Origin of the sequence: Alloactinosynnema sp. L-07 (genome assembly GCF_900070365.1) — a bacterium.
Lineage (GTDB): Bacteria > Actinomycetota > Actinomycetes > Mycobacteriales > Pseudonocardiaceae > Actinokineospora.
This window is the reverse complement of sequence record NZ_LN850107.1, coordinates 4,526,443-4,552,834: the sequence shown is the minus strand read 5'-3', so window position 1 is coordinate 4,552,834 and position 26,392 is coordinate 4,526,443. Positions and strand designations below refer to the sequence as shown.

21 protein-coding genes and 1 pseudogene are annotated in these 26,392 nt (G+C 64.4%); 19 read left to right on the top strand and 3 right to left on the bottom strand.

What is annotated here, in order from left to right; genetic code table 11:
• Positions 1-10 precede the first annotated feature (10 nt).
• Genes BN1701_RS20315 through brxL form a run of 5 tightly spaced genes read left to right on the top strand, consistent with a single transcriptional unit; the run spans position 11 to position 12,177 of the window.
• Positions 11-565 (top strand): DUF1788 domain-containing protein, encoded by a 555-nt coding sequence (locus BN1701_RS20315; protein ID WP_231949658.1) that lies wholly within the window; start codon positions 11-13, stop codon positions 563-565.
• Positions 562-4,041 (top strand): BREX system P-loop protein BrxC, encoded by a 3,480-nt coding sequence (gene brxC / locus BN1701_RS20310; RefSeq protein WP_231949657.1) that lies wholly within the window; start codon positions 562-564, stop codon positions 4,039-4,041. The genes BN1701_RS20315 and brxC overlap by 4 nt, the downstream gene beginning before the upstream one ends.
• Positions 4,041-7,541: a BREX-1 system adenine-specific DNA-methyltransferase PglX gene (pglX, locus tag BN1701_RS20305; RefSeq protein ID WP_054051203.1), complete on the top strand. Its 3,501-nt coding sequence runs from the start codon at positions 4,041-4,043 to the stop codon at positions 7,539-7,541. Before brxC ends, pglX begins: the two co-directional genes overlap by 1 nt.
• Positions 7,534-10,029, top strand: a complete 2,496-nt coding sequence (gene pglZ / locus BN1701_RS20300) for a BREX-1 system phosphatase PglZ type A (RefSeq protein WP_054051201.1) — start codon at positions 7,534-7,536, stop codon at positions 10,027-10,029. The genes pglX and pglZ overlap by 8 nt, the downstream gene beginning before the upstream one ends.
• A 15-nt stretch (positions 10,030-10,044) precedes the next feature.
• Positions 10,045-12,177 carry a BREX system Lon protease-like protein BrxL gene (gene brxL / locus BN1701_RS20295; protein ID WP_054051199.1) on the top strand — a complete coding sequence of 711 codons (2,133 nt, stop codon included), beginning with the start codon at positions 10,045-10,047 and terminating at the stop codon, positions 12,175-12,177.
• 124 nt (positions 12,178-12,301) lie between these two features.
• Here brxL and BN1701_RS38000 read toward each other — a convergent pair.
• From BN1701_RS38000 to BN1701_RS20285, 3 genes and pseudogenes are all read right to left on the bottom strand, one after another.
• Positions 12,302-12,533: pseudogene (locus tag BN1701_RS38000) on the bottom strand (hypothetical protein); the annotation flags it as partial.
• 515 nt (positions 12,534-13,048) lie between these two features.
• A complete protein-coding gene (locus tag BN1701_RS34470) occupies positions 13,049-13,240 on the bottom strand; it encodes a DUF397 domain-containing protein (protein ID WP_082859957.1) in 192 nt (63 codons plus the stop codon).
• Positions 13,241-13,255: 15 nt separating this feature from the next.
• Positions 13,256-14,116, bottom strand: coding sequence for a helix-turn-helix transcriptional regulator (locus BN1701_RS20285; RefSeq protein WP_197672237.1), 861 nt, complete (start codon positions 14,114-14,116; stop codon positions 13,256-13,258).
• A 236-nt stretch (positions 14,117-14,352) separates the two neighbouring features.
• On the opposite strand from BN1701_RS20285, the gene BN1701_RS35835 reads away from it, so the two are divergent.
• The 14 genes from BN1701_RS35835 to BN1701_RS20230 all read left to right on the top strand — a co-directional run bounded on the left by BN1701_RS35835 (position 14,353) and on the right by BN1701_RS20230 (position 26,290).
• A complete protein-coding gene (locus BN1701_RS35835) occupies positions 14,353-14,496 on the top strand; it encodes a hypothetical protein (RefSeq protein WP_157368127.1) in 144 nt (47 codons plus the stop codon).
• Positions 14,493-14,939, top strand: a complete 447-nt coding sequence (locus tag BN1701_RS20280; RefSeq protein ID WP_054051194.1) for a hypothetical protein — start codon at positions 14,493-14,495, stop codon at positions 14,937-14,939. Before BN1701_RS35835 ends, BN1701_RS20280 begins: the two co-directional genes overlap by 4 nt.
• On the top strand, positions 14,936-15,508 hold the full coding sequence (locus tag BN1701_RS20275) for an RNA polymerase sigma factor (protein WP_054051191.1): 573 nt from the start codon (positions 14,936-14,938) through the stop codon (positions 15,506-15,508). Before BN1701_RS20280 ends, BN1701_RS20275 begins: the two co-directional genes overlap by 4 nt.
• A gap of 313 nt (positions 15,509-15,821) precedes the next feature.
• Positions 15,822-16,571: an ESX secretion-associated protein EspG gene (locus BN1701_RS20270; protein WP_172803292.1), complete on the top strand. Its 750-nt coding sequence runs from the start codon at positions 15,822-15,824 to the stop codon at positions 16,569-16,571.
• Between the two features lie 102 nt (positions 16,572-16,673).
• On the top strand, positions 16,674-17,063 hold the full coding sequence (locus tag BN1701_RS20265; protein WP_054051186.1) for a hypothetical protein: 390 nt from the start codon (positions 16,674-16,676) through the stop codon (positions 17,061-17,063).
• Positions 17,060-17,659, top strand: a complete 600-nt coding sequence (locus tag BN1701_RS34465) for a DUF3558 family protein (protein ID WP_082859955.1) — start codon at positions 17,060-17,062, stop codon at positions 17,657-17,659. Before BN1701_RS20265 ends, BN1701_RS34465 begins: the two co-directional genes overlap by 4 nt.
• Before the next feature lie 13 nt (positions 17,660-17,672).
• Positions 17,673-19,118, top strand: a complete 1,446-nt coding sequence (locus BN1701_RS20255) for a hypothetical protein (protein ID WP_157368126.1) — start codon at positions 17,673-17,675, stop codon at positions 19,116-19,118.
• 111 nt (positions 19,119-19,229) lie between these two features.
• Complete coding sequence (locus BN1701_RS20250) at positions 19,230-19,550, top strand: hypothetical protein (RefSeq protein WP_054051180.1); 321 nt, start codon at positions 19,230-19,232, stop codon at positions 19,548-19,550.
• A 119-nt stretch (positions 19,551-19,669) separates the two neighbouring features.
• Positions 19,670-21,178: an alpha/beta hydrolase gene (locus tag BN1701_RS20245; RefSeq protein WP_172803291.1), complete on the top strand. Its 1,509-nt coding sequence runs from the start codon at positions 19,670-19,672 to the stop codon at positions 21,176-21,178.
• Positions 21,179-21,204: 26 nt separating this feature from the next.
• Positions 21,205-21,795 carry an LppA family lipoprotein gene (locus tag BN1701_RS20240; RefSeq protein ID WP_172803290.1) on the top strand — a complete coding sequence of 197 codons (591 nt, stop codon included), beginning with the start codon at positions 21,205-21,207 and terminating at the stop codon, positions 21,793-21,795.
• A gap of 57 nt (positions 21,796-21,852) precedes the next feature.
• Positions 21,853-22,152: an LppA family lipoprotein gene (locus tag BN1701_RS38270; RefSeq protein ID WP_082859953.1), complete on the top strand. Its 300-nt coding sequence runs from the start codon at positions 21,853-21,855 to the stop codon at positions 22,150-22,152.
• 683 nt (positions 22,153-22,835) lie between these two features.
• Positions 22,836-23,840 (top strand): replication-relaxation family protein, encoded by a 1,005-nt coding sequence (locus tag BN1701_RS20235; RefSeq protein WP_054051175.1) that lies wholly within the window; start codon positions 22,836-22,838, stop codon positions 23,838-23,840.
• 183 nt (positions 23,841-24,023) lie between these two features.
• Complete coding sequence (locus BN1701_RS35830) at positions 24,024-24,332, top strand: hypothetical protein (RefSeq protein WP_157368125.1); 309 nt, start codon at positions 24,024-24,026, stop codon at positions 24,330-24,332.
• Positions 24,329-26,290: a recombinase family protein gene (locus BN1701_RS20230; RefSeq protein ID WP_082859951.1), complete on the top strand. Its 1,962-nt coding sequence runs from the start codon at positions 24,329-24,331 to the stop codon at positions 26,288-26,290. The genes BN1701_RS35830 and BN1701_RS20230 overlap by 4 nt, the downstream gene beginning before the upstream one ends.
• Positions 26,291-26,392 lie beyond the last annotated feature (102 nt).

Below are 26,392 nucleotides of genomic sequence, written 5' to 3'. Positions count from 1 at the left end.
CCTATTTGCGGTGCTCAGCGGCCAGCGGTTCCTGCAGATGGAAGGCCTGAGCAACGAAGTCCCGTTCTTCATCTACCCATACCCGCCGGAGGACGCGCTCGCTGTTGCGGCAGCCAAGAAGCGCATCAAGAACCGGCTGTCCAACGCGGGAATCACCGTGTTCGAGATCAACCTTTACGACTTGTCTGTCGAACTCCTGCGGGAGCGAGGCGTCTGGGACCGGATCCTTGCGATCGAGCCAGGCCAGGACAAGGCCGACTTCCGCGAGATGCTCCAGGGGATGCTCGATCCGCAACTGCATATCGCCCCGGTGATCCGCGACCGGCTCGCGCAGGTCGACTTCGACATCTTCTTCCTCACCGGGATCGGCGAGGTCTTTCCGCACATCCGCTCGCACAACGTGCTGAATAACCTGCAGTCGGTAGTCAAGGGCAAGCCGATGCTCATGTTCTTCCCAGGCCGCTACGAGCAGTCCGACACGTTGGGTTCCTCGCTGGTGCTGTTCGGCCGGCTCAAGGACGACCAGTATTACCGAGCCAAGAACATCCTGGAACAGGAGGCATGAGCTCGATGCAGCTCAGCGAGATCTTCGCCAAGGACATCCAGCGCCCGATCGAAGGCGTCATCAAGGCCGATGACGTCGCACACTTGGGCACTGAGGTCGAGGAGTACGTCCTGACCAACGAGGCTGCGAACGGCCTGGAGAACCTGCTCGAGGAGTACACGTCCTACACAAACACCAACGGCGTGTGGATCTCCGGCTTTTTCGGCTCCGGTAAGTCGCACATGCTCAAGATGCTCGCCCACCTGCTGGGTGACGTCGAAGGCCAGGACTACCCGCGCCGGGAAGTCTCCGACAGCTTCCGTATCAAGACCCCCGATGCCTTCCTGCCCGGCCTGCTGAACAAGGCCGACCGTATCCCCGCCAAGAGCCTGCTGTTCAACATCGACCAAAAGGCCACCCTGATCAGCAAGGACCAAACCGACGCCTTGCTCAAGGTGTTCGTCAAGGTGTTCGACGAGAGCCGCGGCTACTACGGCAACCAGGGCCACGTCGCTCGGTTCGAGCGCGATCTGGACAACCGTGGTCAGTACGCGGCCTTCCAGGCAGCGTTCGAACGCATCTCCGGCATCCCCTGGACCCAAGGGCGCGAGCAGAGCGCACTGGAAGGCCCGAGCATCGACCGGGCCTTCGCCGAGATCAACAGCGGGACCGCCGACGGCATCATCCGGCAGTACAGCGCCTCCTACTCCGTCTCGATCGAGGACTTCGCCAATGAGGTCAAGACATGGCTGGACAAGCAGGGCGACCCGGTCTTCCGGTTGAACTTCTTCGTCGACGAGGTCGGTCAGTTCATCGGCTCGGACACCAAACTGATGCTCAACCTGCAGACCATCGCCGAGTCGCTCAACACCAAGTGCTCCGGCCGGGCATGGGTGTTTGTGACCTCGCAGGAGGACATGGAGAAGGTCATCGGCGACCGCACGAGGCAGCAGGGCAACGACTTCTCCAAGATCCAGGCTCGCTTCAAGACCCGCCTTAAGCTCACCAGCGCCGATGTCGAGGAGGTCATCCGCAAACGTCTGCTTGACAAGAACGACGCCGGTGTGGTCGAGCTGAGCACGATCTACGCCGACCAGCACGCCAACTTCAAGACGCTGTTCGACTTCGTCGACGGGGCCAAGACCTACCGCAACTACACGGACGAGGCCCACTTCGTCGGGACCTACCCGTTCGTCAGCTACCAGTTCCCGCTGTTTCAGGCTGCGATTGAGGGCATCTCCGACCACAACGTTTTCGAGGGGCGCAACAGCTCTGTAGGCGAGCGCTCAATGCTCGGAGTCGTCCAGCAGGTCGCCAAGGACATCGGCAACGTCGAGGTCGGCCAGCTCGCGACGTTCGACAGCATGTTCGCCGGCATCCGCGCCTCGCTGAAGTCTGCCGCCCAGCGCTCGATCGACGTCGCTGAGCGCAACGTCGACAATCCGCTGGCGGTTCGCTTGCTCAAGGCGCTGTTCCTGGTCAAGTACGTCGAGGGCTTCCAAGCGACCCCGCGCAACCTCACGGTGCTGGTCTACGATCGTCTCGGCCTCGACCTTCCTGCGCTCTCCGACCAGGTCAAGGAAGCGCTGACCGTGCTGGAGACGCAGACCTACATTCAGCGCAACGGCAACGCCTACGAGTATTTGACCAACGAAGAACAGGTCATCGTGGAAGAGATCAAGAACGTCGACATCGACGCCTCCGAGATCAGCGGGCGACTGTTCAAGATCTTGTCGGGCGACGTCATCAAGACGAACAAGATCCGCTACGCCAAGAACGGCCAGGACTTCCCTTTTGGCTTCAAGCTCGATGACCAGGCCCATGGCCCGCAGCGCGAGCTGGCGGTCCACTTCATCTCGCCGGAGTACCCGTACTCGCCCGATGAGATCCGCATGCACAGCGCGGGCAAGGACGAGCTGCGCGTCATCCTTGAGCCGGACGCCCGGATCCTCGCGGATATACGGCTATTGATCAAGACCGAGAAGTACATCAAGCGCAAACAGAGCAGCTCGATCTCGGCCGTCGAGGTCCAGATCCTGCAGACCAAGGGTGCGCAGAACATCGGCCGCGGGAAGGAGCTCATCGAGCGGGCGAGGGCCTCGGTGGGCAAGTCCACTCTGGTCATCAACGCCGCCGACATCACCTCAAGCTCCCAGGACGCGCTCGTTCGGGTGACCGACGGCTTCCAGGACCTCATCAGCCGCACCTACACCCAGCTCAAGCTGCTTGGCGGTACGACTTACAGCGAGCAGCAGGTCGCCTCGGCCGTCAAGCCCGACAGTGGGTTGTTCGATGCCGAGACCGCCAGCAAGCTCTACGCGCCGGCGGAGGAAGTGCTGTCGTTCGTTCTCCGCAAGGAGACGCTCGGCGAGCAGGTCACGACCAAGATCATCGTCGACAGCTTTACGGCCAAGCCCTATGGCTGGGACCTGGCCTCGATCGAGGTCCTGGTCGCCTACCTGATCGGCACCTCCAAGGTCACGCTCACGGTCGACGGCAACGTCCTTAAGCGTTCCGAGGTCGCTACGGCACTACGCAACACCCAGAAGCACGCCCACGCCGTGGTGTCTCCCCAAAAGACTTTCGACGAGCGCAAGGTGGCCGCCTTCCGCAAGTTCTGCACCGACTTCTTCGACGAGGGCAACACCCCCAAGGACCCGCTGGAACTTGCCCACAGCGGGGCCGACAAGCTGAAGGCCAAGCGCGACGAGCTCAACGCGACCATCACGGGTTCGACGTACCCGTTCGTGGCCCAGCTCTCCACTCCGATCGCCTTACTCGACCAGGTGGTCGGCAAACCCGACGACTGGTACCTGACCGACTTCAACCTTGGCGACGACTTGCTCGACGCCAAGGAAAGCACGATCGACCCGATCCGGGCATTCCTCAGCGGTGGCCAGAAAGCCATTTACGACCAGGCTACCGATCTGCTGACCACCCACAGCAGCAACCTCGGTTATCTGCCGTCTGGGAGCGACGCCGCGGTGCGCGCCGCACTGGACGACCTGAACGCCTTCCGGGGCAACAAGATGGCCCAGCTCAAACAGGCGAGTGACCAGATACGCGCCCAGATCGACGAGGTCGTGACGTCGAATCGCACCGAGATCGTCGAGGCTATCGAGGGGCGTAAGGCCGAGATCGAAGCGAGCGCCTTCTACGCCAAGGCGACACCGGACGCCCAGGAGAGCGTGCTGCGCCGGGTCGACCAGACGATCTCCCGTGTCCGCTCTCAGAACCAGATCGCCCTCATCCGGGAGATCGGCTCGAGCTTCGAGGCGTCCGTTTACCCGAGCTTGGTCGACCAGCTGGCCGCGTCAACACAGGGTGACGGAGGAGACGACGTTCCTCCTCCGAAGCAGACCGTGTCGGTCAAGACCATCTCGGCTACCGGCGTCTCGGGTGTGCTGGAAACGGAGAAGGACGTCGACCGCTACCTCGACGCCCTGCGCATGGCACTCGTCCAGACCCTGAATGACGGAAAGCGAATCTCTCTCTGATGGAAACCGCACCGCTGAAATCGTTCGCCACCTGGGCACGCACGGCGCTCATCCGTGAGGTGACGGCCCGGATCGCCGTTGTGCTGGCCCCAGCCTCGCCCGAGCGGGTCGAGCAACCCGCGGCCGTAGAAGCTCTGCAGAAGGCTGTCACGGCGGCCGGTGGCGGCGACAAGGGCAAGGGAGCCGTCGCCGACCGGGTCGCATACACCTGGTTCAACCGGATCATCGCCCTGCGCTTCATGGACGCCAACGGCTACACCGGTGTCGGGGTCGTCTCGCCACAGTCCGGCATCGAGTCCGGTCAGGCCGAGATCCTGGCCGAAGCCAAGCGCGGCAACATCGACGCCGCGGTGGTCGGCACCAAGACCCGCGAGACGGTCACGGCTCTACTCAACGGCACCCGTCGAAGCGACGATGCTCAGGGCGAGGCCTACGCCCTGTTGCTTGCGGACCACTGCCGCTACTGGAACCGCGCCATGCCGTTCATGTTCGAGCGGGAGGGCGACTTCACCGAGCTGCTCATTCCAGCCAATCTGCTGGCCGACGACTCGGTGCCGAGCCGTGCCGTCAAAGTGCTCACGATCGACGCCTGTCAGGACGTCGAGGTCATCGGCTGGCTGTACCAATTCTACATCTCGGAGCGTAAGGACGAGGTCTTCGCTGGCTTCAAGAAGAACAAGAAGGCCGGCGCCGATGAGATCCCCGCAGCTACCCAGCTATTCACGCCGCATTGGATTGTCCGCTATCTCGTCGAGAACTCCCTTGGCCGCCTGTGGATGCTCAACCGGCCGTCCTCACGGCTTGTCGACCAGATGCTGTACTACATCGCCCCGGTCGACGAGGAGACCGACTACCTCAAGGTCAGCAGTCCAGAGGAACTCAAGATTGTCGACCCGGCCTGTGGATCCGGGCACATGCTGACCTACGCCTTCGACCTGCTGTACGCCATCTACGAGGAAGAGGGCTACGCTCCGGCCGAGATCCCCGGCCTGATCCTGACCAACAACCTCTACGGCGTGGAGATCGATCCGCGAGCTGGGGCGTTGGCAGCCTTCGCCCTGACCATGAAGGCACGCGCTAAGCAGCGCACGTTCTTTACCAATCAGGTTGAGCCCAAGGTTTGCGTCCTCGACGCGATCTGCTTCGCACAGGATGAGATTGAGTTCCTGTTGACAGGCGGTGGCGACCGACAGGCAGAGTCTGTCTTCTGGAACCAATTCGAGCACGCCGATACTGCGGGGTCGTTGATCCGGCCTGATCGCGAACTGTCCCGTCGGCTTGGTCGTCACCTCGCTACCCTCGACGATGCAGACGATCTTCTCCGCGCCGATGTTCTCTTCCGGGCCAATCGCGTCGTTTTCCAGGCTGAGAGCCTAAGTGGTCGGTATCACATTATTGTTACAAATCCGCCGTACATGGGCGGAAAAAATATGTGCGGCATGGTGAATGAATGGTTGAAGGTCGAGTATCCAGTCAGCTCCTCCGATCTGTACGCAGCCTTCATTGAGCGCGCAATTGAAATGGCGGCCGTTGGCGGTCTGATTGCCATGATCACGATGCATTCTTGGATGTTCTTGTCAACCAGCAAGCAGCTGAGGCATCGAATTTTGTCGACAACATCTACGGAGGTGCTCGCACACCTCGGCACGAGAGCCTTTGATTCTGTGACCGGTGAGATTGTGTCTACCGTCGCTTTCGTTATTGCTAACAACTCGCAGCCCGCCCGCGAGGGGTTGTATATTCGCTTGACCACCCTCGGAGCGGCTGAAGCGAAGATGAATGCACTCGCTAGAGTCGTTCGCAGCGGGCCGGATGATGCGTGCTACTTGAGGTCGGCGGAGATGTTCCTACCGCTCCCAGGCAGTCGACTAATTTACTGGCTTGGAGCCGATGCGCGGAATGTTTTGGCACACTCCGATCCGGTTGAAAGCGTGGCTCCGGCGATTCAAGGGATGATCACAGGCTCGAACTCGAGATTTCTGCGCCTCTGGCACGAGGTGCCATTCGACCGAATCGAGCTGAATGGAGAGAGTGGGTGGGGCTCCGCGAAGCGGTGGGCTCCCTACAACAAGGGCGGAGAGCCGCGACGTTGGTACGGCGCGCAGTCGCATGTGGTGAACTGGTCAAATAGGGGCGACGATTTCGTGCGCAATCGGTCGACGAACAGCCAGTTCTACTTTCGTGAGTATTTGAGCTGGAGTTATCGGTCATCGGATGAGTTTGCACCCCGCTACTATCCGGCAGGGTTCCTGTGGGACGTCGCCGGATCGGGTGTGTTTCCCGCGAGACGAGAAACTCTCTTGACCCTGCTGGGTCTGCTCGGTTCAACCACTGGAACATATTTGATGAAATGTTTGAATCCAACGTCTACATTTCAGGTAGAGAATGTCCTAGAGATGCCAATGATCGCCGAGCTTGAAGATCTCGTCTATGCTGCCGACCTGCAGAAGAAGGTTGAGCGTGCCATTGATATATCGCGAGCGGATTGGGATCGGAATGAGACATCGTGGAACTTTAAGAAATCACCGATTATTGGAAATCTGGGCGGGTTGTCCACGCAGATCGATTCCTCATTTCGCTGCCGAAAGGAGGAATGTGTTGAGCTTGCTCAGATTGAGTCTGAGATCGACTCGTTCTTCGAGGGTCACTATTTCTTGGGGGATTCCAATCCGGCCGATGGCGCGCGCCAGCGACCTGTGACTTTGACAGGAAACTATTTTGATGAATCAGGTGGGCGCGGCGAAGGCGGGATTGGCGAGTTTCGTTCGGACTCGGTTGGTGACCTGATTTCGTATTCTGTGGGTTGTATGTTCGGTCGCTACAGCCTCGACGAGCCGGGCCTGATTCTGGCCGATCATGGCGCCACGGTGCAGGACTACCTGGCCAAGGTGCCTAGCCCTGCGTTCGCGCCGGACAACGACAACGTCATCCCCATAGTGGATGGTGACTGGTTCGAGGATGACATCGTCGCGCGCTTTCGTATGTTCCTCCGGGTGGCCTTCGGGGAGCAGCACTTCGAGGAGAACCTGCGCTTCGTGACCGAGTCGCTCGGTGTCAAGGAAGTCCGCGACTACTTCGTGAAGTCGTTCTACAAGGATCACGTCCAGCGGTACAAGAAGCGTCCGATTTACTGGCTCTTCTCCAGCCCGAAGGGCTCGTTCAATGCGCTGATCTACATGCACCGCTATACGCCGTCCACGGTCTCGACGGTGCTCAACGAGTACCTGCGCGAGTTTCGAGCCAAGCTCTCGTCGAGCCTGCAGCAGCAGGAGCGCCTGGCTGCTGGTAGCGCTACGCCGCGTCAGCAGGCCGCTGCCCAAAAGGAGGCCGACCGGTTGCGTAAGGTGCTACTGGAGCTCGAAGAGTACGAGCACGACGTGGTGTATCCACTTGCCTCCCGCCAACTGGCTCTCAACTTGGACGACGGCGTGAAGGCGAACTACCCGAAGTTCGGTGCCGCTCTGAAGAAGATCGTCGGTCTTGAGGCCAGCGATGAGTGACGCCACCACGGTCCGCCCGCACCTGTTGCGCTGGTTCGATAGCCGCCGGGTTGTCTTCTGGCACGACCCGGATGGTCAGTACGCCGCGGATCTGGACGGTCTCGACCTGTCGGGCGTCCAGACGATCCGAGTCTCCAATGACGAGTTCCGTATCAAGAACCGGCTGCTGCACGACGAGCCGGAGGGCAAGTTTCTCGTCTACCGGTCCGGTCCGGTGCCGACTGGCATTGGGAACTGGCTGCTCGACCTGGAGCTGGCCTATGGGGTCTTCACGGCCGACCGCACGGCTCTAGTGACGCAGGACCTGGGCTTGGTCGGCCAGGGTATCGACGAGGTTGTCCAGGCCCACGAGAAGTTCTTCAATGCAGCCAAGCGCGTTCAGAGCCTCAAGGCACTGCTGGGTTCGGAGGACGATGCCGCCAGGCTGCGAGCCAAGATCAGCGCCGTCGTGCTTGGTCAGCGCGAGCACAGCCTGCTGGAGATCACTAGGACGCTGCTGACGGAGAACGCGAAAGGGGCTCGCACCAAGTTCGACTCCCTCGTCGACTTCTGTCTCGACGACTTCTACTGGCGAGGCGTCGCGAGCATCTACGGCTACGAGTCCGCGTCGCCGAGCATCGACGACTTGGTTTTGTGGATCTTCCGCAAGGCCATCGACGGTTTCAAGTCCGATCGGCCTGGTGGGCTGCAGAACATCCAGCTTGACTTCGCCAGCCTGCGCCACGACCGGCGCAGTCAGGACGCCATGGCCACGCTCGCCAAACGGGCAGCTCGCGATCTGGACTACAAGTCGACGGTCGAGGTCGCGAGCTACCGTGACCTGGTGGCCGTCGACTTGTTCGAGGAGATCGACCAGAAGATCATCAGCGATCTGGCGCGGGCGGTAGCCGAGCAGACTGTCACTCCACGCGAGGTGGGCGAGGTGGTGCGGGCGCGGCAGAGCAGCGTGTGGATCGACGGCTACCGGCAGCTCTACACGGCCGTCGCCAGCGCCTCGGTGTTGCTGGGCGAGCTGGCCTCGCTGGATCTGGGGATGCAGTCGTTCGATGACGGGTTGGAGCGCTATCGGCGCGAGTGGTTCCGCATCGACCAGCTCTACCGGCAGTTCGTCTATGCCACACGTACTGCCGAGTACCCGAAGCCCTTGGAGGCGCTGCGCGAGCAGGTCGAGAAGCGCTACACGAACAAGTTCGTCTACGAGCTGGGCAATAAGTGGCAGCAGCAGGTCGACCAGGTCGAGAAGTGGCGCTCGACCGCGCTGCGTTCGCAGACCGACTTCTACTCCCGTTACGTCGAGCCACTGGTGCGCGACGGTGACAAGAAGGCCGTTGTCATCATCTCCGATGCCATGCGGTACGAAGTGGCTGACGAGCTCGGGTCGCTCATTCGGCAGGAGGACCGCTTTGACGCCAATCTGGAGGCCGTCCTCGGGGTAGTGCCGAGCTACACCCAGCTCGGCATGGCGGCGTTGCTGCCGCAATCGACGCTCAGGCACTCGGTCGACGCCAAGACTGTGCTGGCCGACGAACAGCCAACCAACAACACCGCCTTCCGCGGCAAGATCCTTGAGGGTGTCGGTGGGGCGGCGATTCAGGCCGAGGACTTCAAGGCACTGAACGCCGAGGAGCGGCGCGAGCTGTACAAGGCCAACCGGGTCTTGTACGTGTACCACAACCGGATCGACGCCGTAGGCGACAAGCCCGGCACCGAACGCCAGGTGTTCGAGGCCGTCGATGACACTCTGCGTGACATCGTCGACCTGGTGAAGAAGCTGGCCAGCGCCAACGCCACCAACATCTTCATCACCGCTGACCACGGCTTCCTGTTTCAAGACGAAGCCCTGGCCGACACGTTCTTCCTGTCGACTCAGCCGCAAGGCGACGAGATCAAGGTCGTCAACCGGCGCTTCGTACTGGGCAGGGGCCTCAAGGTCGACAACGCCTTCGCCACCTTCGAGGCAGCCCAGCTCGGGCTCCAGAGCGACCTGGAAGTTCAGATTCCCAAGTCGATCCACCGCCTGCGACTGGCTGGCGGGGGTTCACGGTTCGTCCATGGTGGGGCGACACTCCAGGAGATCGTCGTGCCCGTACTGGCGGTCAACAAGAAGCGCAAGAGCGATACCCGACTGGTCAACGTCGAGGTGTGGCCCGAGTCCGACAAGATCACGACCGGGCAGGTCGTCGTCCGCCTGTTCCAGACCGAGCCGGTCAGCGACAAGGTCCAGCCTCGCACGCTGCGCGCTGGGCTCTACGTGGGCGAGACGCTGATCTCGAACCTCGTCGACCTGACCTTCGACCAGACTTCGGCCGACAAGCGCGACCGCTACCAGAGCGCGCGGATGCTGCTCATCCAGGAGTCGAGCGACTACAACAACCGGGCTGTGGAGTTCCGCCTGGAGGAGCGAATCCCCAACACCAACCAGTGGCGGGTCTTTGCCAAAGCGGTCTACACGTTGAAGCGTTCGTTCGTGTCGGACTTCGACTTCTAGAGAGAAGGGAGCCGAATGAGCGAGATCGAGAACGAGACGCCAGATTGCGGCGCACCGCAGCAGAGCGACCTCGACTACAAGATCAACCTTCTGTTCCCGGGTGTCGTCGTCCGCAAGGACCTGGTCAAGGCCGTCAAGGGCAACGCCATCGTGCCGTCGTACGTCCTGGAGTACCTGCTGGGCCAGTACGCGGCCTCCGACGACGAAGCCACCATCCAGGCCGGCATCGACACCGTGCGAAAGATCCTCGCCGAGCACTACGTGAATCGCAGCGAGTCAGAGTTGGTCAAGTCCACGATTAAGGAACGTGGTCAGCACCGGATCATCGATAAGGTCACCGTCACCCTCAACGAAAGGGCCGATGTTTACGAGGCCGAGTTCGCCAACCTGGGCATCAAGGGTGTGATCGTCGAGTCCTCGACGATCAAGGCCCACCCCAAGCTCCTGGTTGGTGGCGTGTGGTGCATCTGCGACATCGAGTACTTCCACAGCGACGACCAGCGATTCGTGCCCTGGATCCTCGGCTCGATCAAGCCCATCCAGCTGTCGAAGTTCGACGTTGACCAGTATCTCGAGGCGCGTCGCGGGTTTAATACCACCGAGTGGATTGACCTGCTCATGCAGTCGATCGGCTTCAACCCTGAGCTGTTCGGTAGGCGAGGGAAGTTTTTCCAGCTCGTGCGCCTCATCCCGTTCGTCGAGCGCAACTACAACCTCGTCGAGCTCGGACCCAAGGGAACCGGGAAGTCCCACATCTTTTCGGAGTTCTCGCCCCACGGGATGTTGATCTCCGGAGGTGAGGTCACCGTCCCCAAGCTCTTCGTCAACAACTCCAACGGACGCATCGGCCTGGTCGGGTACTGGGACGTCGTCGCCTTCGACGAGTTCGCTGGCAAGAAGAAGCGCACTGACAAGGCGCTCGTCGACATCATGAAGAACTACATGGCGAACAAGTCGTTCTCCCGTGGTGTCGAGACGCTAGGCGCCGAGGCCTCGATGGTCTTCGTCGGTAATACCTCGCACACCGTGCCGTACATGCTCAAGAACTCCGACCTGTTCGACGAGCTGCCCGAGGCCTACCACGACCCGGCCTACCTTGACCGTCTGCACCACTACATCCCCGGCTGGGAAGTCGACATTATCCGTGGCGAGATGTTCTCCGACGGCTACGGGTTCGTCGTCGACTACATCGCAGAAGTCCTCAAGTCGATGCGCTCGCAGGATTACTCCGACCGCTACCAGCAGCACTTCACGCTGTCACCCGACATCTCGACCCGTGACCGCGATAGCGTCCACAAGACGTTCTCCGGGCTGATGAAGATCCTCTATCCGGGCGGCGAGGCCACTCGCAAGGAGCTTGAGGAAATCCTTCGGTTCGCCATTGAGGGACGTAAGCGCGTCAAGGACCAGATCCTGCGCATCGACTCGACCATGGCCGAGGTGAAGTTCGGCTATCTCGACAAGGAAGGCACCTGGTACGCCGTCGCTACGCTCGAGGAGGACGAGTACCCCCGGTATTACCACCGCATGCGCACCGGCACTGAGCCAGATGAGGCACCGGCAAACGCAGACCCGCTGGGAGCCGGCGCGGAATCCGCTGTCACAGCTGGCCCCGACAAGGTCGCGCTGCGCGAGTCTGAACTGTTCCAAGGACATCAGGAGTACCAAGAAGGTCAGCGTGGCGTCTCTTATGACGCACTGCTCGTCCCATACTTGCAGGGCGCCTCGCAGATCACGATCGTCGACCCCTACGTGCGCATGTTCCACCAGGCCAGGAACCTGATGGAGCTCACCGAGGCGATCGCGCGTGGCAAGGACCCCGCGGACGAGGTTGCGCTCAGGCTCATCACGGTCGAGAACCAGGACGGTCCGGAGAAGCTGCAGAAACAGTATGAGTACCTCGTGCAGATCAAACAGAGCGCGGCGGTGCTCGGCATCGTCTTCGACGTCGAGTTCGCCGAGCCCCAGTCGATCCACGACCGCTCGATCAGCACCGACACCGGCTGGAAGATCCTGCTCGGGCGCGGCCTCGACATCTTCCAGCGCATGAGTGACAGCCCGTTCGACCTCGCTATGAGGTACCAGAAGTACCGTGAGCTCAAGGCCTTCGGCATCACGTATCTTCGAGCTTCGGACAATGTGGGCTAGGGCATTGGTGACTGATCTGTGTCAGGAGCCAATCCTGGCGTTCGTCCGCCACCAGCTGCCTGCCCCAATGAATGGCTCGCAATGGTCGCCCGCGCCGAACCGTAAGAAAGCGCGAGTGGTCCGTTCAGGCCCGTGGGCGCCCGTGGGTGGTGTCTCGGGTAGGGACGCTGCGTTCCCGCAGTTATGGCCAGAACGGCGGTGTGGTCGACGCCCAGGTGCCCACCGACTCGTGCCAGGGGGCAGCCGAGGTTGTAGAGGCGGATGGCGTCGTCGGCCTGCTCGGGGGAGAGGCCGCGCCGCCGCATCGGGACACCGTGCCGGTGGAGGATATTGCTGACCATCCTCCGTTCGATGCCGGATGTTGGCCGGTTCGAGGCAGAGCCGGTGATGTCGCGGTCGTCACCGATCCGCTCGGCGTTTCGCGCGCCTCGGCCAGCGTGCGTCCGCGAGTGACTGGATGTCTGCGCGGGCGGCGGCCAGCCCGGACTTGAGGCGCAGCGCGATCGTTCCGGCTGGCGGTGGCGTTCGAGAAACCGCGGTGCGGCGGACCAGGACGGCCAGTTCGTCACCGGAGTGGTAGTGGCCCATTCGTAAGCGCTCGACGGTGAGTGAGGCCAGGTCGTAGGCGAGCTGGTAGACGACCTGACTGGCAGCCGCATACCACTCGGCGGCAAACGCCCGCTCCTTCCGCGTGCCGGTCAGCGAGTGGACGCGGTGCGCAACTCGGCCTGCAGGCCGGGGACCTCGCTGCCGGGTGTAGCTGGTCGGGGCATCAGGGGCGTTGACGCGGGGCTCGGCATGCGATCTTGGTCGCCGAGCCAGGCAGGCCGGTGATCGCAGTCGATCCGAAGGGACTGCGGCCCGATCGGCCCTATGTCCGCGGCCACGCCAACAAGAGCGCGTTCCACGCACGAGCGCCGACGACGAGAACGCGCCCCGCAGGGTTTTTGGAGTCGCGTACCGCGGTGTTGGGCCCGATGAGGGCTACCTCTACGCATTGGCCGTTTCCGCTGCTGCGGGAACTCTTCCGCCATACGGCGTGCGAGAGGTCATTGGTTTGCATGGTGGTCCTGCCTCCTCACTCTCGGTCGTTTGCGAGTCGTGCCATGAGTTTGGTCGAGTCGTCGGGGCTGGCGGCCGTCGCTCGTAGGTTGTCGAAGATCGAGCTGAATCGCCGCACGTCGGCATCTGCTTCCAGGAACAGGTCTCCGGCCATGCTGTCGATGTAGATCAGGTCGGTGTCCAATGGGTCCGGGAAATCCATCAGTACGAACGATCCTGGCATGCCTGTGTGGGCGCCGGACTCGAAGGTGATCACCTGCAGGGTGAGGTGCGGCAGGGTCGCGATGTCGACGAGATGGGCAAGCTGCGCGCGCATCACCGAGGGGCCTCCGACGGCTCGACGCAAGGCCGCCTCGTCCACGATCGCCCACAGCTTGAGCGGATCGTCCTGGGTCAGGAGTTGCTGTCGCTCGATCCGGGCCTGGACGCGATCTTCTATGTCCTGACGAGTGGCGTTGGGCAACACGCCCGCGATCACCGCGCGGGCGTAGGCCTCGGTCTGGAGCAGGCCCGGGATGAACAGCGACTCGTAGTTGCGGACGCTGCTGGCCTCGGCCTCGAAGCTGATGTACGCGGTGTATTCCTCGGGCAGGTCGCTGTGGTAGGGCCGCAGCCAGCCTTGTTTCGTGGCCTCTTTGGACAGGGTCACCAGGTGCTGGCGTTGTTCGTCGTCGGCGTCGTAGAGGTCCAGCAGCGCCTTCAACGTTCGGGCTTGCGGGCGGGTCTTGGCGGTCTCGATCCGATACAGCGTGGCGGTGTTGATCCCGGTGCGTTCGGTGACCTCCTCCCGACTCAACTCCGCGGCCGCGCGCAGGCGGCGTAGCTCGGCAGCCAAGCGGCGCAACCGCACCGTTGGTGTCTGCTTCTTGGTCGCCACGTCGAGCATCCTTCCTCAACTCCTCTGCGGAGCCACGTAAGTGTGGCTGTGATCTGGATGGTCATCAAGCTCAACAGCAAACGTCATCATTGAAAATGCATAGGTTGCGTTTGCTGTAGTGCAGGCGCATCATTGCACCAAATGGTCGGCACTGGGAGTAGCCATGCCGACCGCATCCGTCACCACCGCTCGCCCGCACTCGGCGGCTACCGGTGGAGAACAAACGGGAGGCGGCAATGACCAACGCGCTGAGCGTTGCGGAAGCCCTGGTGAGCGCAGGCGGCGACGACTGGGTGGTGGCGCTCCTCGGAGCTGTCGCTGCGGTGACATTCGGGTTGATGGTGCGAGACATCGTCCGCGACCTGCGGGATCGGCGATGACGACCGCATCTTCGAGCGATCCGAGCACGGTGGATTTCTGGCTGCATGAGCTGCGTCGCCGGAACTGGTCGTTGTACTTCTTCGGCCGCGACCGGGCTAGGCCGGAGCTGATCGCGGCGGTGTGGCATTGGCCCTACTGCGCGGATGTGGTGATTCTTCGGTCGGAGGGAGACGCGATCGCGTTCCGCACGCCGACCCCGAACGGCCGGGACATGGACGTGCTCGACCCGGAGTGGGTGAACTGGGTCTACCGGCACACGGCCGTGTGGACGCTGCGCGCGGTGCTCACGCTGGCCGACCCTGGTTCGCCGAACGCGCTGCTGCACCTGATGGCGGCCCCGGAGTGCTGCCGTGTCCCGCCGGAGCAGCGTCGGCCGTTCACCTTCCGCCCCACGTCGAACAGCCACGCGCTCCAGGTGAACACCCCCGGCGGGATGTCGTGACCCCGCCCCCGGACGCAGACCGCGACCTGGTCGACCGTGTCGGCACCGGTGATCTCAACGCCTACGGCGAGCTGTTCGCCCGCCACCGCGTGGTCGCGTACTGGTACGCGACCCAGTTCACCCGGGATCCATCGCAGTGCGACGACCTCGTGGCCGACGCGTTCATGCGGGTGCTCAACGCGATCCGCTCCGGCTCCCGTCCGCTGGCTTTCCGCGCCTACCTGCTGACCGCAGTGCGGTCGGCCGCCTATGAGGCGGCGCGGCGCAACGCCCGGTGCCAACCGGCGGAGATCGACACCGACAAGCCGGTCCAGGCGATGCCGGTGGTTGCCGATCATGCCGATGCCGTGGTGGACAGGCTCGCGGCACATCCCGTACGGCGGGCGTTCGCCGCACTGCCCCGGCGGTGGCGAGACGTCCTGTGGGCCAGCGCCGTGCAGGGCCGATCCTCCATCGAGATCGGCGAGATGTTCGCCCTGACACCGAACGCAGCGTCCGCTCTGACCTACCGCGCAAGAAAAGCGCTACGCGCCACGCTGGGAACCACCACCAGGGCTGCCCGCAGGTGAGTCCCGACACCCGCCGCTGGGGCCGCAGTGGCCTCGGTTCCTCCCTCGCTCACCTGCGGGTGTCCGAGGGTGCGACCGTCGTGGTCCGCGACATCGCCGGGCAGCGAGTCGGGCCTGCGGTGTGCGGCGCATGGCTGGTCGACGACATCGACAGTCCCATCGACTCTTCGCACATCAGGCTGTGTGCCCGTTGCCTGGCGGCATTGGTCAATGGCCCGCCACCCGACCATCAACCCTGAACGACACGATCGGGCGAATCTCATGATCGCCTGATCGACCATGCGCATGATCGGTGTGTGTCACGATGCCGGGCATGGCCAGGCTGGAATGCTCATTCGCTGAACTGGACGCGCTGGGCGCGGCGCTGGACCTGCCCGTGTGGCGGTTCCCATTCACCACCCCGCGATTCGGCGGGGTCGGCCGAGCCGAATTGTTCGCGGCGGTCAACACCACCCTGACCGAGCGCGGACTCGTACAAGGCGACCGATTCGACCCGGACCTCGAACGGATCCTCCGCGTCTACGCCACAGGGCCGGTGTCCATCGCGGTCAACGGGATGGTCGACCGGACCCAGCTCACCGCCCTCGCCGTCCCCGGCACCCGCGTCGGCGTGCTCGCCACACTGCGGGAAGAACACATCGCCTTCCGGCTGCTGCCCGCCGAGAGCCTGATCCGCGCCCTGGTCGCCACCCTCCCGCCGCTCCAACAGGGGCCGGGCAGCTCGGTCACCGTGACCAGTCGGCTCACCTCAGCAACGCCTGCGCCAGCCGCGATTCTGCAACGGGCACACCCACGCAGTACCCACGCCGGGGCGGACCACCAAGCGGCACAACGGATCCTGGCCCGACCCCGCCGCGGTGGCGGCTCATTCCTGATCGGTACACACGCCAGGGTCGGTAGGCCTGGACCCAGCGAGACCCTCTCCTGGATCGACACCGACGCGGGCCGCTACGCGGTGACCACCACGTCTGGTCCCGACGGCCGACCGCACGTGACCTACCTACCCGCCGACCTCGCCAGGATCGAGCACCACATCCACCGACTGGTCGCCAAGTTCACCTGATCAGGGCGGAACCGTGCGGCGTCAGCGGCTCGTCTGAACCGGGCATGCTGGGCGGCACCGGCTGCTACCGTTCACTCTGGGTAGACAGGGGAGGTGTGGGGAGTGACCATCGGGTTCTGGGACAGCTTCGGCGGCATCCACGACGCCGCACAGCAACTCAAAGCCGCATCCAACGAGGGCTTCACCGTGTCCGGGCCCGGCGTCCAAGTCATGATCGACGCGGTCGTCGAGATGTTGCGCGACGTGAGTGATGCACTCGACAGCGCGGACCGATTCGCGCAGGAACCCGCGCTCGGGCAGACGCCAGCGGCGCTGGTGTACAAGCCGTTCATGGCCACCATCGCCACTGACCCGGTCCAGGGCTTCATCCCGTTCATGAAGGGCCTGCAAAAGGATCTGGCCGATATCGAGGCGTCTCTGCGCAAATCCATGACCAGCTACCAGGACAGCGACCAGACCGGCGCGAGCGGCATCACCGCTGCGGGATCATGAACAGGAACATCAGCGACGTGATATCGACTACCGGTAAGACAGTCTGGAACATCGCGGTCGCGGCGGCGTTGGCCATGGGCGGTTTGGGGCTGACTGCCTGCGCTGACGCGTCGTCGCCTGGCACTCCGGTGCCGGTGACGACCACGACGACAGGGAAGTCCGAGACCAAGACGAGCCCGACAGCGACCAGTTCTGCGACGAAGGTCGATTCGTTGGCCGACGCCGACCCGTGCGAGTTGCTCACAGACGCCGACAAATCGGCCCTCGGTGTTACGGAAACCTTGGGATCTGAGGGTTCTGGCACCGCGCGAATCTGCCGATTGCGGCTTCCTGACAGCAACCTGACCCCAGGCATTCGGACCAACGTCGGCCTCGATGGAGTCGTAGTAAAAGGGCCAATAACGGATGTCGCGATCGGTTCGCGTCAGGCAAAACAGATGCGAACCAACACCGGCGGTTGTTTTGTGTTCATCGGTGTCACGGCGTCGTCGCGGGTGGATGTCCAAGCGAGTGAGCTGCGTGGTGACCAGGACGTGGCGTGTGACTTGGCGTTGCGGGCTGCGAAGTTGATCGAGCCGAATCTGCCGGAGTCGTAGGGGGTGTTCGGGGATGGGTGGGGAGAGACCGCCGTCTGATGTGGCGTCGGAGTACGGGATCGTGGAATACGACCGGGCTCCAACGGTGGACGAGCTGCGCGAGCAGATCGCGGCCGAAGGGCGTGCGCGGTACGGGCCGTTCCTGGGGCCGCTGATGGGGATGCTCGACGCGCTGAGCCACACCGACGACAAGCTCGACGCCCAGGCCCTGCACCTTCGGGAGGGCACGTTGACCCGGTCGGCGCCGGGCGCGCCCGGGGTGCATTACGAGGGCATTCCGCATCAGCAGTTGTGGGATGCGGTGAACAACGGGGTCGACCCGGGTGCGGTCGGCTCGGTGGGCGAGGCGTGGATCAAGGTCGGCAACAGGCTGACAGGGTTCGGCGACATGGTCGCCAACGCGATCGGCAGCAGCGAGACCACATGGACGGGCACCGCCGCAGAAGGGGCCCGGCAGGCGATGGCCCGGGTGGCCAACAGGTCCGGGGAGGCCGGAAGGGCCTCGCAGCTCGCCGGGACGGTCGGCACCCAGCAAGCCCAGGCCCTGGCTACGGCGAAGAACACGGTGCCGCCGCCACCGAACCCACCGTATGACCCGCGTGCCGCGGCGCAGCAGTTGCAGACGATCACCGATCCGGTCGCCTACGCGCAGCAGGCCCAGCAGAATCAGCAGCAGGCCGCGGCCCAGCAGGAGGCGCACCGGCAGGCCGCGCAGGCTGTGCGGACCTACGACCAGACCCTGACCGCGACGGCATCGGCCGCACCGGCGTTCGCCCCGGCACCGGCCGCCGCGAAACCCGGCGATGGACGCGGAACCACCGGCACCGACTGGAAGAGCGGTTCAGGCGATCGGTCCGGCGGAGGCTCGGGCGGGCGTGGCACGGGCGGCGATGGTTCGTCAGGCGGTCCTGGAGGGCTCGGCGGTGGGTCCGGTCTGTCCGGCGGACAAACCGACGAGGGTGGCTCCGGGGTTCCGGGCCAGACCAGCACGTCGGGTGCGGGCCCGATCGTCGCTCCTGCTGGCGGTGGACCGGGCCTGAATCCGAGCGGCCAACCAGGTGTTGGGCCACGACCCGAATCTCCGCATTGGGGACTCGGACAGGGCGGCCCCGGCCGCGGCCCGGGTAGCGGAGGTGTCGGGCCAGGCGGTCCGGGCGGTTCGTCCGGCGGGCTTGGCGGCAGAGGCACTGGCGGTGGACCTGGCGCGGGTGGGCCTGGAGCGGGTGGTCGCGCGGGCGCGTCCCCGTTTGGTGGCACCGTCGCCGCGGGCGGGAACTCGGCGGGTCGCGGGGCTGGTCGAGCGGGCGCGGCCGGGATGGGTGGCGGTATGGGTGCGGGTGGGCGTGGTTCCGGTGAGGACGATATCGAGCACCAGAGCCCCGACTATCTGGTCGAGGCCGACCCGGAAGGTTTGTTCGGCACCGACGAGATCACCGCGCCCCCGGTGATCGGCTTATAGCCACGTCTGTTTTGCGTTGCCACGCAAGCGATGCGCGGGAAGTGATCGATGTGGGTCGCCTCGCCGGGGATCCCCTGGTGAGTGGGGGATCGACGGGGAGGGTGTGGGGACGTGAGCGGGTACGACGTTGCGATCGAGGAGATCCGCGCCGCCGGGCGGGCGGCAAGGTCGGCTGCCGATCAGCGGCGCGCGGTGGATGTGGCGGGCGTGCTGGACGGGGTTCGGCTATCGATGCTCGGTTCCCGGAGCACCGATTTGGTTGCCAGAGTCGGTGTGCGGTGGCGGCAGGCGCAGGACTACTGGTGCGGCACGATGGGCGGTCACGCCGACGCGCTCAGCCAGTCCGCAGACGCCTACGCGGCCAACGAGGACGCCGCGGCCCGGGACTTCCGGGTGATCAGCGGGACCACCGGGAACGCGAGGCCGTCCTGATGGTCAACTTCGGTGAGATTCGCACTTGGGATGCGGAGTCGCTGCATGCCGCGACCGGGGAGTTGAACGGCCGGTGCACCGCGCTCCTGGGTCTGGCTGACGAGTTGGATGGCGCCGGCATGACCCCACGTTGGGCGGGTGAGACATCGGCTGCTGCCGCGCAGCGGCTGGCCCTGCTGCGCGAGGGCATCGAGGACGATGTGGCCGAGGTGTCCGCGCTGCGTCAGGCCATGGGTGAGACCGCTGACGCGGTCAGCGGCCTGGCCCACGCTGTCTCGGAGATCGACTACCTGGCCGAGGCCCACCAGTTCCGGATCTTCGATGACAACACGGTGTGGGACAACGGCGGCCCGGACCCCGCACGCGGCGAAGAGGGCCGCCGCGACCGTGCACAGATGAAGGCCGAACTTACCGACCGGGTCGAACAGGTCGTGCGCCGCGCCGAGGACATCGACTCCGACCTGTGTCACGTGCTGAACAAGATCCTCGACGGCCAGGTGAACGCCGCAGGTGACGGTGGCCTGACCGCAGCCGCCAGCGCCGGGGCCGACGCGGGGCACCTATCGATGATCGAACCCCCGCGCGGAGGCACCCCGGCTGACAACGCCGGCTGGTACGCCAGCCTCGGCCCGGGTGAGAAAGCATGGATACTGACGAACCGGCCCGACCTGATCGGCAACCTCGACGGGGTGCCCCCGGCCGACCGCGACAAAGCCAACCGCGCCCGCATCCCCGGCGAGCGAGCCCGGTTCGAAGCCGAACGCGACCGCGCCCAGGCATCCGGTGACACCGTCGAGTACGACCGCGCCATGGCCAGACTCAAATCGCTCGACAACATCGAGAAGATGCTTGCAAATGGTGATCGACACCTGCTCGTGCTCGATACATCCGGCGAGCGCGCCCGCGCCGCCGTCGCGATCGGCGACGTCTCAACAGCCAATCACGTCGCCGTCTTCACTCCCGGTATGAACTCCAGCGTCGAAGGCAACATGCCCGGCTACGACAACGACATGAACGAACTTCGAGAGCGCACCGAAGATGAGCTCGATCGCGCGGGCAGGCCGAACGAGACGGTCGCGGTGGTGACCTGGCTGAACTACGAGCCGCCAACCACCGACAGCATCGTGGACGCTGCGGGTTCGCTCTCCGACGACCGCGCCACAGACGGGGCCAACCGGCTGGCGTCGTTCATGGAAGGCGTCAACGCCTCCAGCCGCACGGACCCCCACCTGACCGCGCTCGGCCACTCCTACGGCTCACTAACCACCGGCATTGCGTTGCGAGATCACCCCAACACCGGCGTTGACGAAGCCGTGTTCTTTGGCTCCCCGGGGCTCGGTGTCGACCGCGCGTCCGACCTGCACATCCCGCAAGGCCATGGCTACAACATGGCCGCGCTCGATGACCCGGTCACTCACGTCGGCCTTACTGAACACCACGGCATGGCCCCTTATGGGATGCAAGACATGAACCAGATGTCCACACAGGACTACACAGCCCCAGACGGCCGTAACTTCGACGCCTCGTCAGGTCACAGCGAGTACCTCCGCGGCGGCGACAACTACACCACGAGCGAATGGAACATGGCCACCATCATCGGCGGCACCGGTACCGGTGCCCGCCTGTGAGCCGACACCAACGAGAGGAGAATCGGGTGACACGCCAGCCCCAACGCAGGATGCCATTGTTCGCGGCCACACTCGCGGCAGCGATCGCATTGACCGCATGTGGACCGGCACGCCCGTCATCCACCACCACCATGAACACCACCAGCGCCGACAGTGCCGCTCAGCTCCGTGAGTTGAATTCGCGCCCCGACATCGATCAGATCACCCAACGCTATGACGACATGCGAGCGGTTATCAGGGAACGGCTATCCGCTGAAATCGGACTCGCACCGTGGATCAAACGTGACGAAATCAGCAGGTCCGGGTGTCGTGCCTACCCAGATGTCGACCAAGCTCTCAAAGAAGCCCGCGGGCTGTCACGGTGGGCAGTCGAGACCAACCTGCCCGACGCGAAGTGGCCCCAAGCCCTGCAGATCGTCACCGACATCGCCGGCAGCCATGGATTCAACAAACTGATCACCGTCATCGACCAACCAGGCGACCACGAGATCTCCCTCAACGACGAGTATGGCGGCGAACTCATCTTCGGTACGAAACTCAACACCATCTTGTCCGTCCGTACCGGCTGTCATCCGCGAACCGCTGGTCAGCAGGGCACAAGCCCTCCAGCCACGTAAACACCGGAGGTACCGACCCCGGCCGGGACACCTGAGGCGGTCTAGCAGAATTCAAGGATCCCGCGGGCATGGCAACTGTGGGCTCTTGAGACCCCAGACGAGAAATGGTCAACCGCCGCGCGCATCGTCACCGAGATCGCAGGCGGGTACGGGTTCGACAACCTGATCACCGGGGTCGACCAACTTGGCCATCACCAGATCTTGCTCTCCGACCGGCACGGTAGCGAACTCCGTCTCGGCAGCGGGTCCACCCGACATTGCCGGATGGACCGGCTGCCACCTGGTGCCCGAACCTCCTGCGCGACGCTGAACACCGAGCAGCGCGTGACAGTCCCACACCAGATCCGTTCTGCGTGACTTTCATGGTCGGTGCAGAAAAGCTGGTCAGAATCAGGCCTTTTGGGTGTCAGGGTTGATCAGATGCCTGGACGGAGTGACCGATCATGAGCCGGGTGTTCGGTGCGAGAGGGTGGTCTCACGCGACGAGGATTCTTTGCGCAATGCTGGGTGTCGTGTCCAAAACGGCCCCGAAATCCGGAGTTCAGAGGTGTGCGGGCTGGGTTTCGGATGACGGCACGGTGGTGGGACAATGACAGACAACGGGAGAGCGCGTGCGGGCGTTGCCGTCGAGCGTGATCCTTGCCGGCCGCGGCGACCAGGATTGTTGGTAACGGTTCGGCCGCGAGTCTGCAAAACAGGGGCGAAATCCGGAGTCGAGAGACGCATAGGGAATCTGTGCGTCGAGACGACGATGGTGGTGGCTCATGGTTGACAGCGACGGCATTCATGCCGGTGGGGATGTGTCCGGCGGTTCGGTTGCGGGTGCGGCGGGGGTGTTTCCCAGAGCAGCAGGGGCATCCGCACACCCCAACTCCGCTAAACCCGCTGTTCAGAGCGGTGCTGGTAGGCAGGTGGCGCTTCCCCGACTTGGTGGACGTAGTCAACATCTTCCCGTGGGCGGGGGCGGTCGGCGGGGCCGTGTCCGGCAGGGGGAGCCGGACGGCGCGTTGTGGTCGCGTCTGACGCCCAGGGATCGGTTGGTGCTCGATTTGGTGGCCGAGCATCGGGTGCTGACGACGTGGCAGCTGTTGGCGCTGGCGTTCCCGTCGGAGGCGCGGGCGCAGCGGCGGCTGCGGGAGCTGACCGAGTTGGGGGTGCTGTTCCGGACCCAGCCGCATCGGGCCGCGGGTGGCTCGACGCCGTTCCATTACTTGCTCGGCTATCGAGGGGCGGAACTGCTGGCGGCGCGGCGTGACAGCTCAGTGCCGCGTCCGGCGGTGCACGCGCAGCGGATCACCCGGGTACTGGAGTCGCCGACGCTGCGGCACTTGTTGGGGGCCAACCAGTTCTTCGCTGACCTGACCGGCTACGCCCGGGGACTTCGCCCAGGGCTGGTGCCGCTGTCGGACGGCGAAGGGCTGCGGGCTTGGCACAGCGAGGCGTGGGTGCGCGAGCACCACAACGTGGTCGTTCAGCCGGACGGGTACGGCGTGTGGCGGCAGCACGGCACGTCGCTGGGGTTCTACCTGGAACACGACACCGGCAGCGAGACCCTGCGGATCGTGGCCGACAAGCTCGACCGCTACAGCGGCGCCCGTGACACCGACCGCTACGGAGACCGGTTGAGCACCGCGCGCCTGCTGCGCGGGATGGTGCTGTTCTGGGTGGCCAGCGCGCGGCGCGAGCGCAACCTGCGCCGGGCGTTGGCCGCGAAATCCTGCCCGGTCCCGATCGCCACAGCGGCGCGGGATTACGGCGATCCGGACGGCCCAGCAGGCGAGGTCTGGTCGCCGCTATCCGATGAGTCGGGCGGGCGGCGCCGGCGCATCGGCGACCTCGCGGCGGCCATCGGCGGCACCGAGCCGGACGGCAAGCCGACCGCGCTGACCCGACTCCCCGAGCCCGACACCGAGCCCGACGACGAAGATGACCTCGCCGACGAGTACGACGACGAAGAGCAGGATGGTCCCGGCGACGCGCCCACCTTCGCCCGGGACAACCAGGCGACGGCGGCGGACTGGCTGCGAGGGTGGCGATCCCGATGACGACCGCCTTTGACCACACTGGAGGAGTTCCGCGCCGAGACGCCGCCGAGACCGTCGCGACTGTGAGGATCGGCGGCGAGACCCAGCCAGCGTGCCCGGTCTCGCCAGTCTTGCTGGGAGTCTCGCGCCGGTATTCGCGATCTCGCTCCCCAATAAGCCGCCACTGGATGCTGGGGGTGCGCGATGAACATGCCGCACGATTCTGACAGCGAACCAGAAGTGGTCATCATTCCGTTCCCGCGAAACCCGCCGGACAATCGCCCGGAGTGTCTGCCCGGAACCGGGCTTGACCAGCCGGTTTGGTGGTATATTCAGAACCGGAATCGCGGTGATAGGCGTAAGTATTCCGGTCGAATCAATCGCATCAGCGGGCCGGAGTCCGAGCGGGTCAGAAGTGAACTCGCCGAGGTAATTGGGGAACTGCTCGAATGGGCGGCCCGACGAACCGGAAGCCAATCAGACAATGCTGGCGAGGATGGTGAAGCGGCGTGAGCGCACCCGATGAACTGACCGGCAACCTGCCCGCACCGGCACTGACCCGCCGTGCGGGCGTGCCGGTGTCCGGCCCGTCCGGACTGTCGGACTACGCCGTCTCGCCATTGGGGATGCCGGTGGCGTTGCTACGTGACGAGGTGCGGGTGGCGTTCCTCGGTCGAACCTCCACAGAGGACCAGCAGGACCCGCGTCAGTCCGCGGTGCGTCAACTCGGGAACTGCAAGACGGCGATCCCGGCGTCATGGGTGATCGTCGCCCATTTCTACGACGTCGAGTCCGGGCGCATGGAACTGGAAGCGCGTGGGCAGGGCACCGACTACGAACGGTTCGACATCCCCATCGCCCGCGACGGCGGCATCACCGATCTACTCGCCGAAGCCGCCCACCCGGGGCGGCGATTCGACGTGGTCATCTGCGAGTCCATCTCCCGCGTCGCCCGCCGCGCCTATGAGGGTCTGTCGATCGAACGCGAACTGGAGCGGGCCGAGGTGCCGTTGTTCGCCGCGAACGAGCCGATCACCGTGTCCGGCAGCAGGGCGCAGCGGATCTTGCAGCGCCGGATCAACCAGTCGGTGGCCGAGTACGAAGTCCTCAACACCCTTGAACAGTCCTGGGGTGGGTTGTGCACGCACGTCCGCGAGGGTTGGAACATCGGCAAACCCTGCTACGGGTACAAGGCAAAGACGATCAGGCACCCCAACCCGACGAAGGCCGCCAAGGGGCAGACCAAGACCCGGCTCGAACCCGACGGTGTCCGCGCGGAGACGGTCACCCAGATCGCGTTGTGGCGCTACCACGAAGGGATCGGCTACGACACCATCGCCGACCGGCTCAACGCCGACCCGACTCGGTATCCACCACCGGAACCGCCGGGCAAGACACGGGCGCGCGGTGCGTGGGGCAAGACGAGCGTCTACGAGATCCTGCGCAACCCCAAGTACACCGGCTACCAGGTGTTCAACCGGCGCGCTTCCCGCTCCCGCAACGGGAAGGTCAACGACCCGATCAAATGGGTGTGGTCGACCGAACCGGCGCATGAGCCACTGATCCCCAAGTGGATGTACGACGAGTTCAACGCCCGCCGAGCCGCCAAACGCGGCTCCCGCGACGGCAACGGCTTCAACACCCACCCCGAAACCCGCCGCACCTACCTGCTGCGCAGCATGCTGTTCTGCGCGTGCGGGCGGCGCATGTTCGGCAACCACCGCCACGAACGCGCCTACTACATGTGCTGGCCGCGCAACAACAACCGTGGCCGCCCCGACACCTACGCGGGTCACCCCAAAGCCGTGTACCTGCGCGAGGACGCCATCCTCGACGCCGTCACCCGCTTCTTCGCCGACCGCGTCTTCGGGCCGCAGCGCCACGCCATCCTCGCCGCCGACATCGCCGGAATCGACGACCGCGCCACCCACGAACGCCACACCGAACGCGAACGCCTCCAACGCGCCCTCGCCGACCTCACCCGACGCCAAAACTCGATCATGCGCCAAGCCCAGGACGGCGACCCTGACGATCCTTTCACCAAGGCCCTACGCGGCACCTACAACGACCTGGAAGCCGAACGAACCGGCACCCTCGCCGCCATCACCCAACTCGACGCGGCCGACGACGCCGAACCCAGCCGCCCCGGCGCGGCGGACATCGCGTTGCTCGACGCGCTGCCCCACCTGGCGCTCACCCTCGCCGAAGCGCCCGAACCGCTGCTGCGACGACTCTTCGAGATCACCCAACTAAGCGTGCGGCTGAGGGACGACGGCGACCACGTCGACATCGCCATCCGGCTACCCGCAGACCGACTGCCCGACATCGCCGAAACGGCGGAAAGGATCAACGAAAACATGATCAAAACACAAGAAGCGCCTGCTCAGACCGCAGACGCTGCTTGTGTAGATGCTGTACGTGCCCCCGGCAGGATTCGAACCTGCGCTCCCGCCTCCGGAGGGCGACCCTAGATGCTGTCTACCGTCTCTGACCAGCACTGATGTCTCAAGCTGGTATCTCTAGCAACCTACCATGTCCTGGAGTTCATAGAGGCGCCATGGCACGAATCATGG

What these genes read in the sequence shown, in the direction of transcription:
- pglZ (WP_054051201.1), top strand. Translation starts at nt 7,534, where the DNA reads ATGAGTGACGCCACCACGGTCCGCCCGCACCTGTTGCGCTGGTTCGAT.
- brxC (WP_231949657.1), top strand. Translation starts at nt 562, where the DNA reads ATGAGCTCGATGCAGCTCAGCGAGATCTTCGCCAAGGACATCCAGCGC.
- BN1701_RS34465 (WP_082859955.1), top strand. Translation starts at nt 17,060, where the DNA reads ATGAACAGGAACATCAGCGACGTGATATCGACTACCGGTAAGACAGTC.
- BN1701_RS34470 (WP_082859957.1), bottom strand. Translation starts at nt 13,240, where the DNA reads ATGCAAACCAATGACCTCTCGCACGCCGTATGGCGGAAGAGTTCCCGC.
- pglX (WP_054051203.1), top strand. Translation starts at nt 4,041, where the DNA reads ATGGAAACCGCACCGCTGAAATCGTTCGCCACCTGGGCACGCACGGCG.
- BN1701_RS35830 (WP_157368125.1), top strand. Translation starts at nt 24,024, where the DNA reads ATGAACATGCCGCACGATTCTGACAGCGAACCAGAAGTGGTCATCATT.
- brxL (WP_054051199.1), top strand. Translation starts at nt 10,045, where the DNA reads ATGAGCGAGATCGAGAACGAGACGCCAGATTGCGGCGCACCGCAGCAG.
- BN1701_RS20255 (WP_157368126.1), top strand. Translation starts at nt 17,673, where the DNA reads ATGGGTGGGGAGAGACCGCCGTCTGATGTGGCGTCGGAGTACGGGATC.
- BN1701_RS20280 (WP_054051194.1), top strand. Translation starts at nt 14,493, where the DNA reads ATGACGACCGCATCTTCGAGCGATCCGAGCACGGTGGATTTCTGGCTG.
- BN1701_RS20245 (WP_172803291.1), top strand. Translation starts at nt 19,670, where the DNA reads ATGACCCCACGTTGGGCGGGTGAGACATCGGCTGCTGCCGCGCAGCGG.
- BN1701_RS35835 (WP_157368127.1), top strand. Translation starts at nt 14,353, where the DNA reads ATGACCAACGCGCTGAGCGTTGCGGAAGCCCTGGTGAGCGCAGGCGGC.
- BN1701_RS20270 (WP_172803292.1), top strand. Translation starts at nt 15,822, where the DNA reads ATGGCCAGGCTGGAATGCTCATTCGCTGAACTGGACGCGCTGGGCGCG.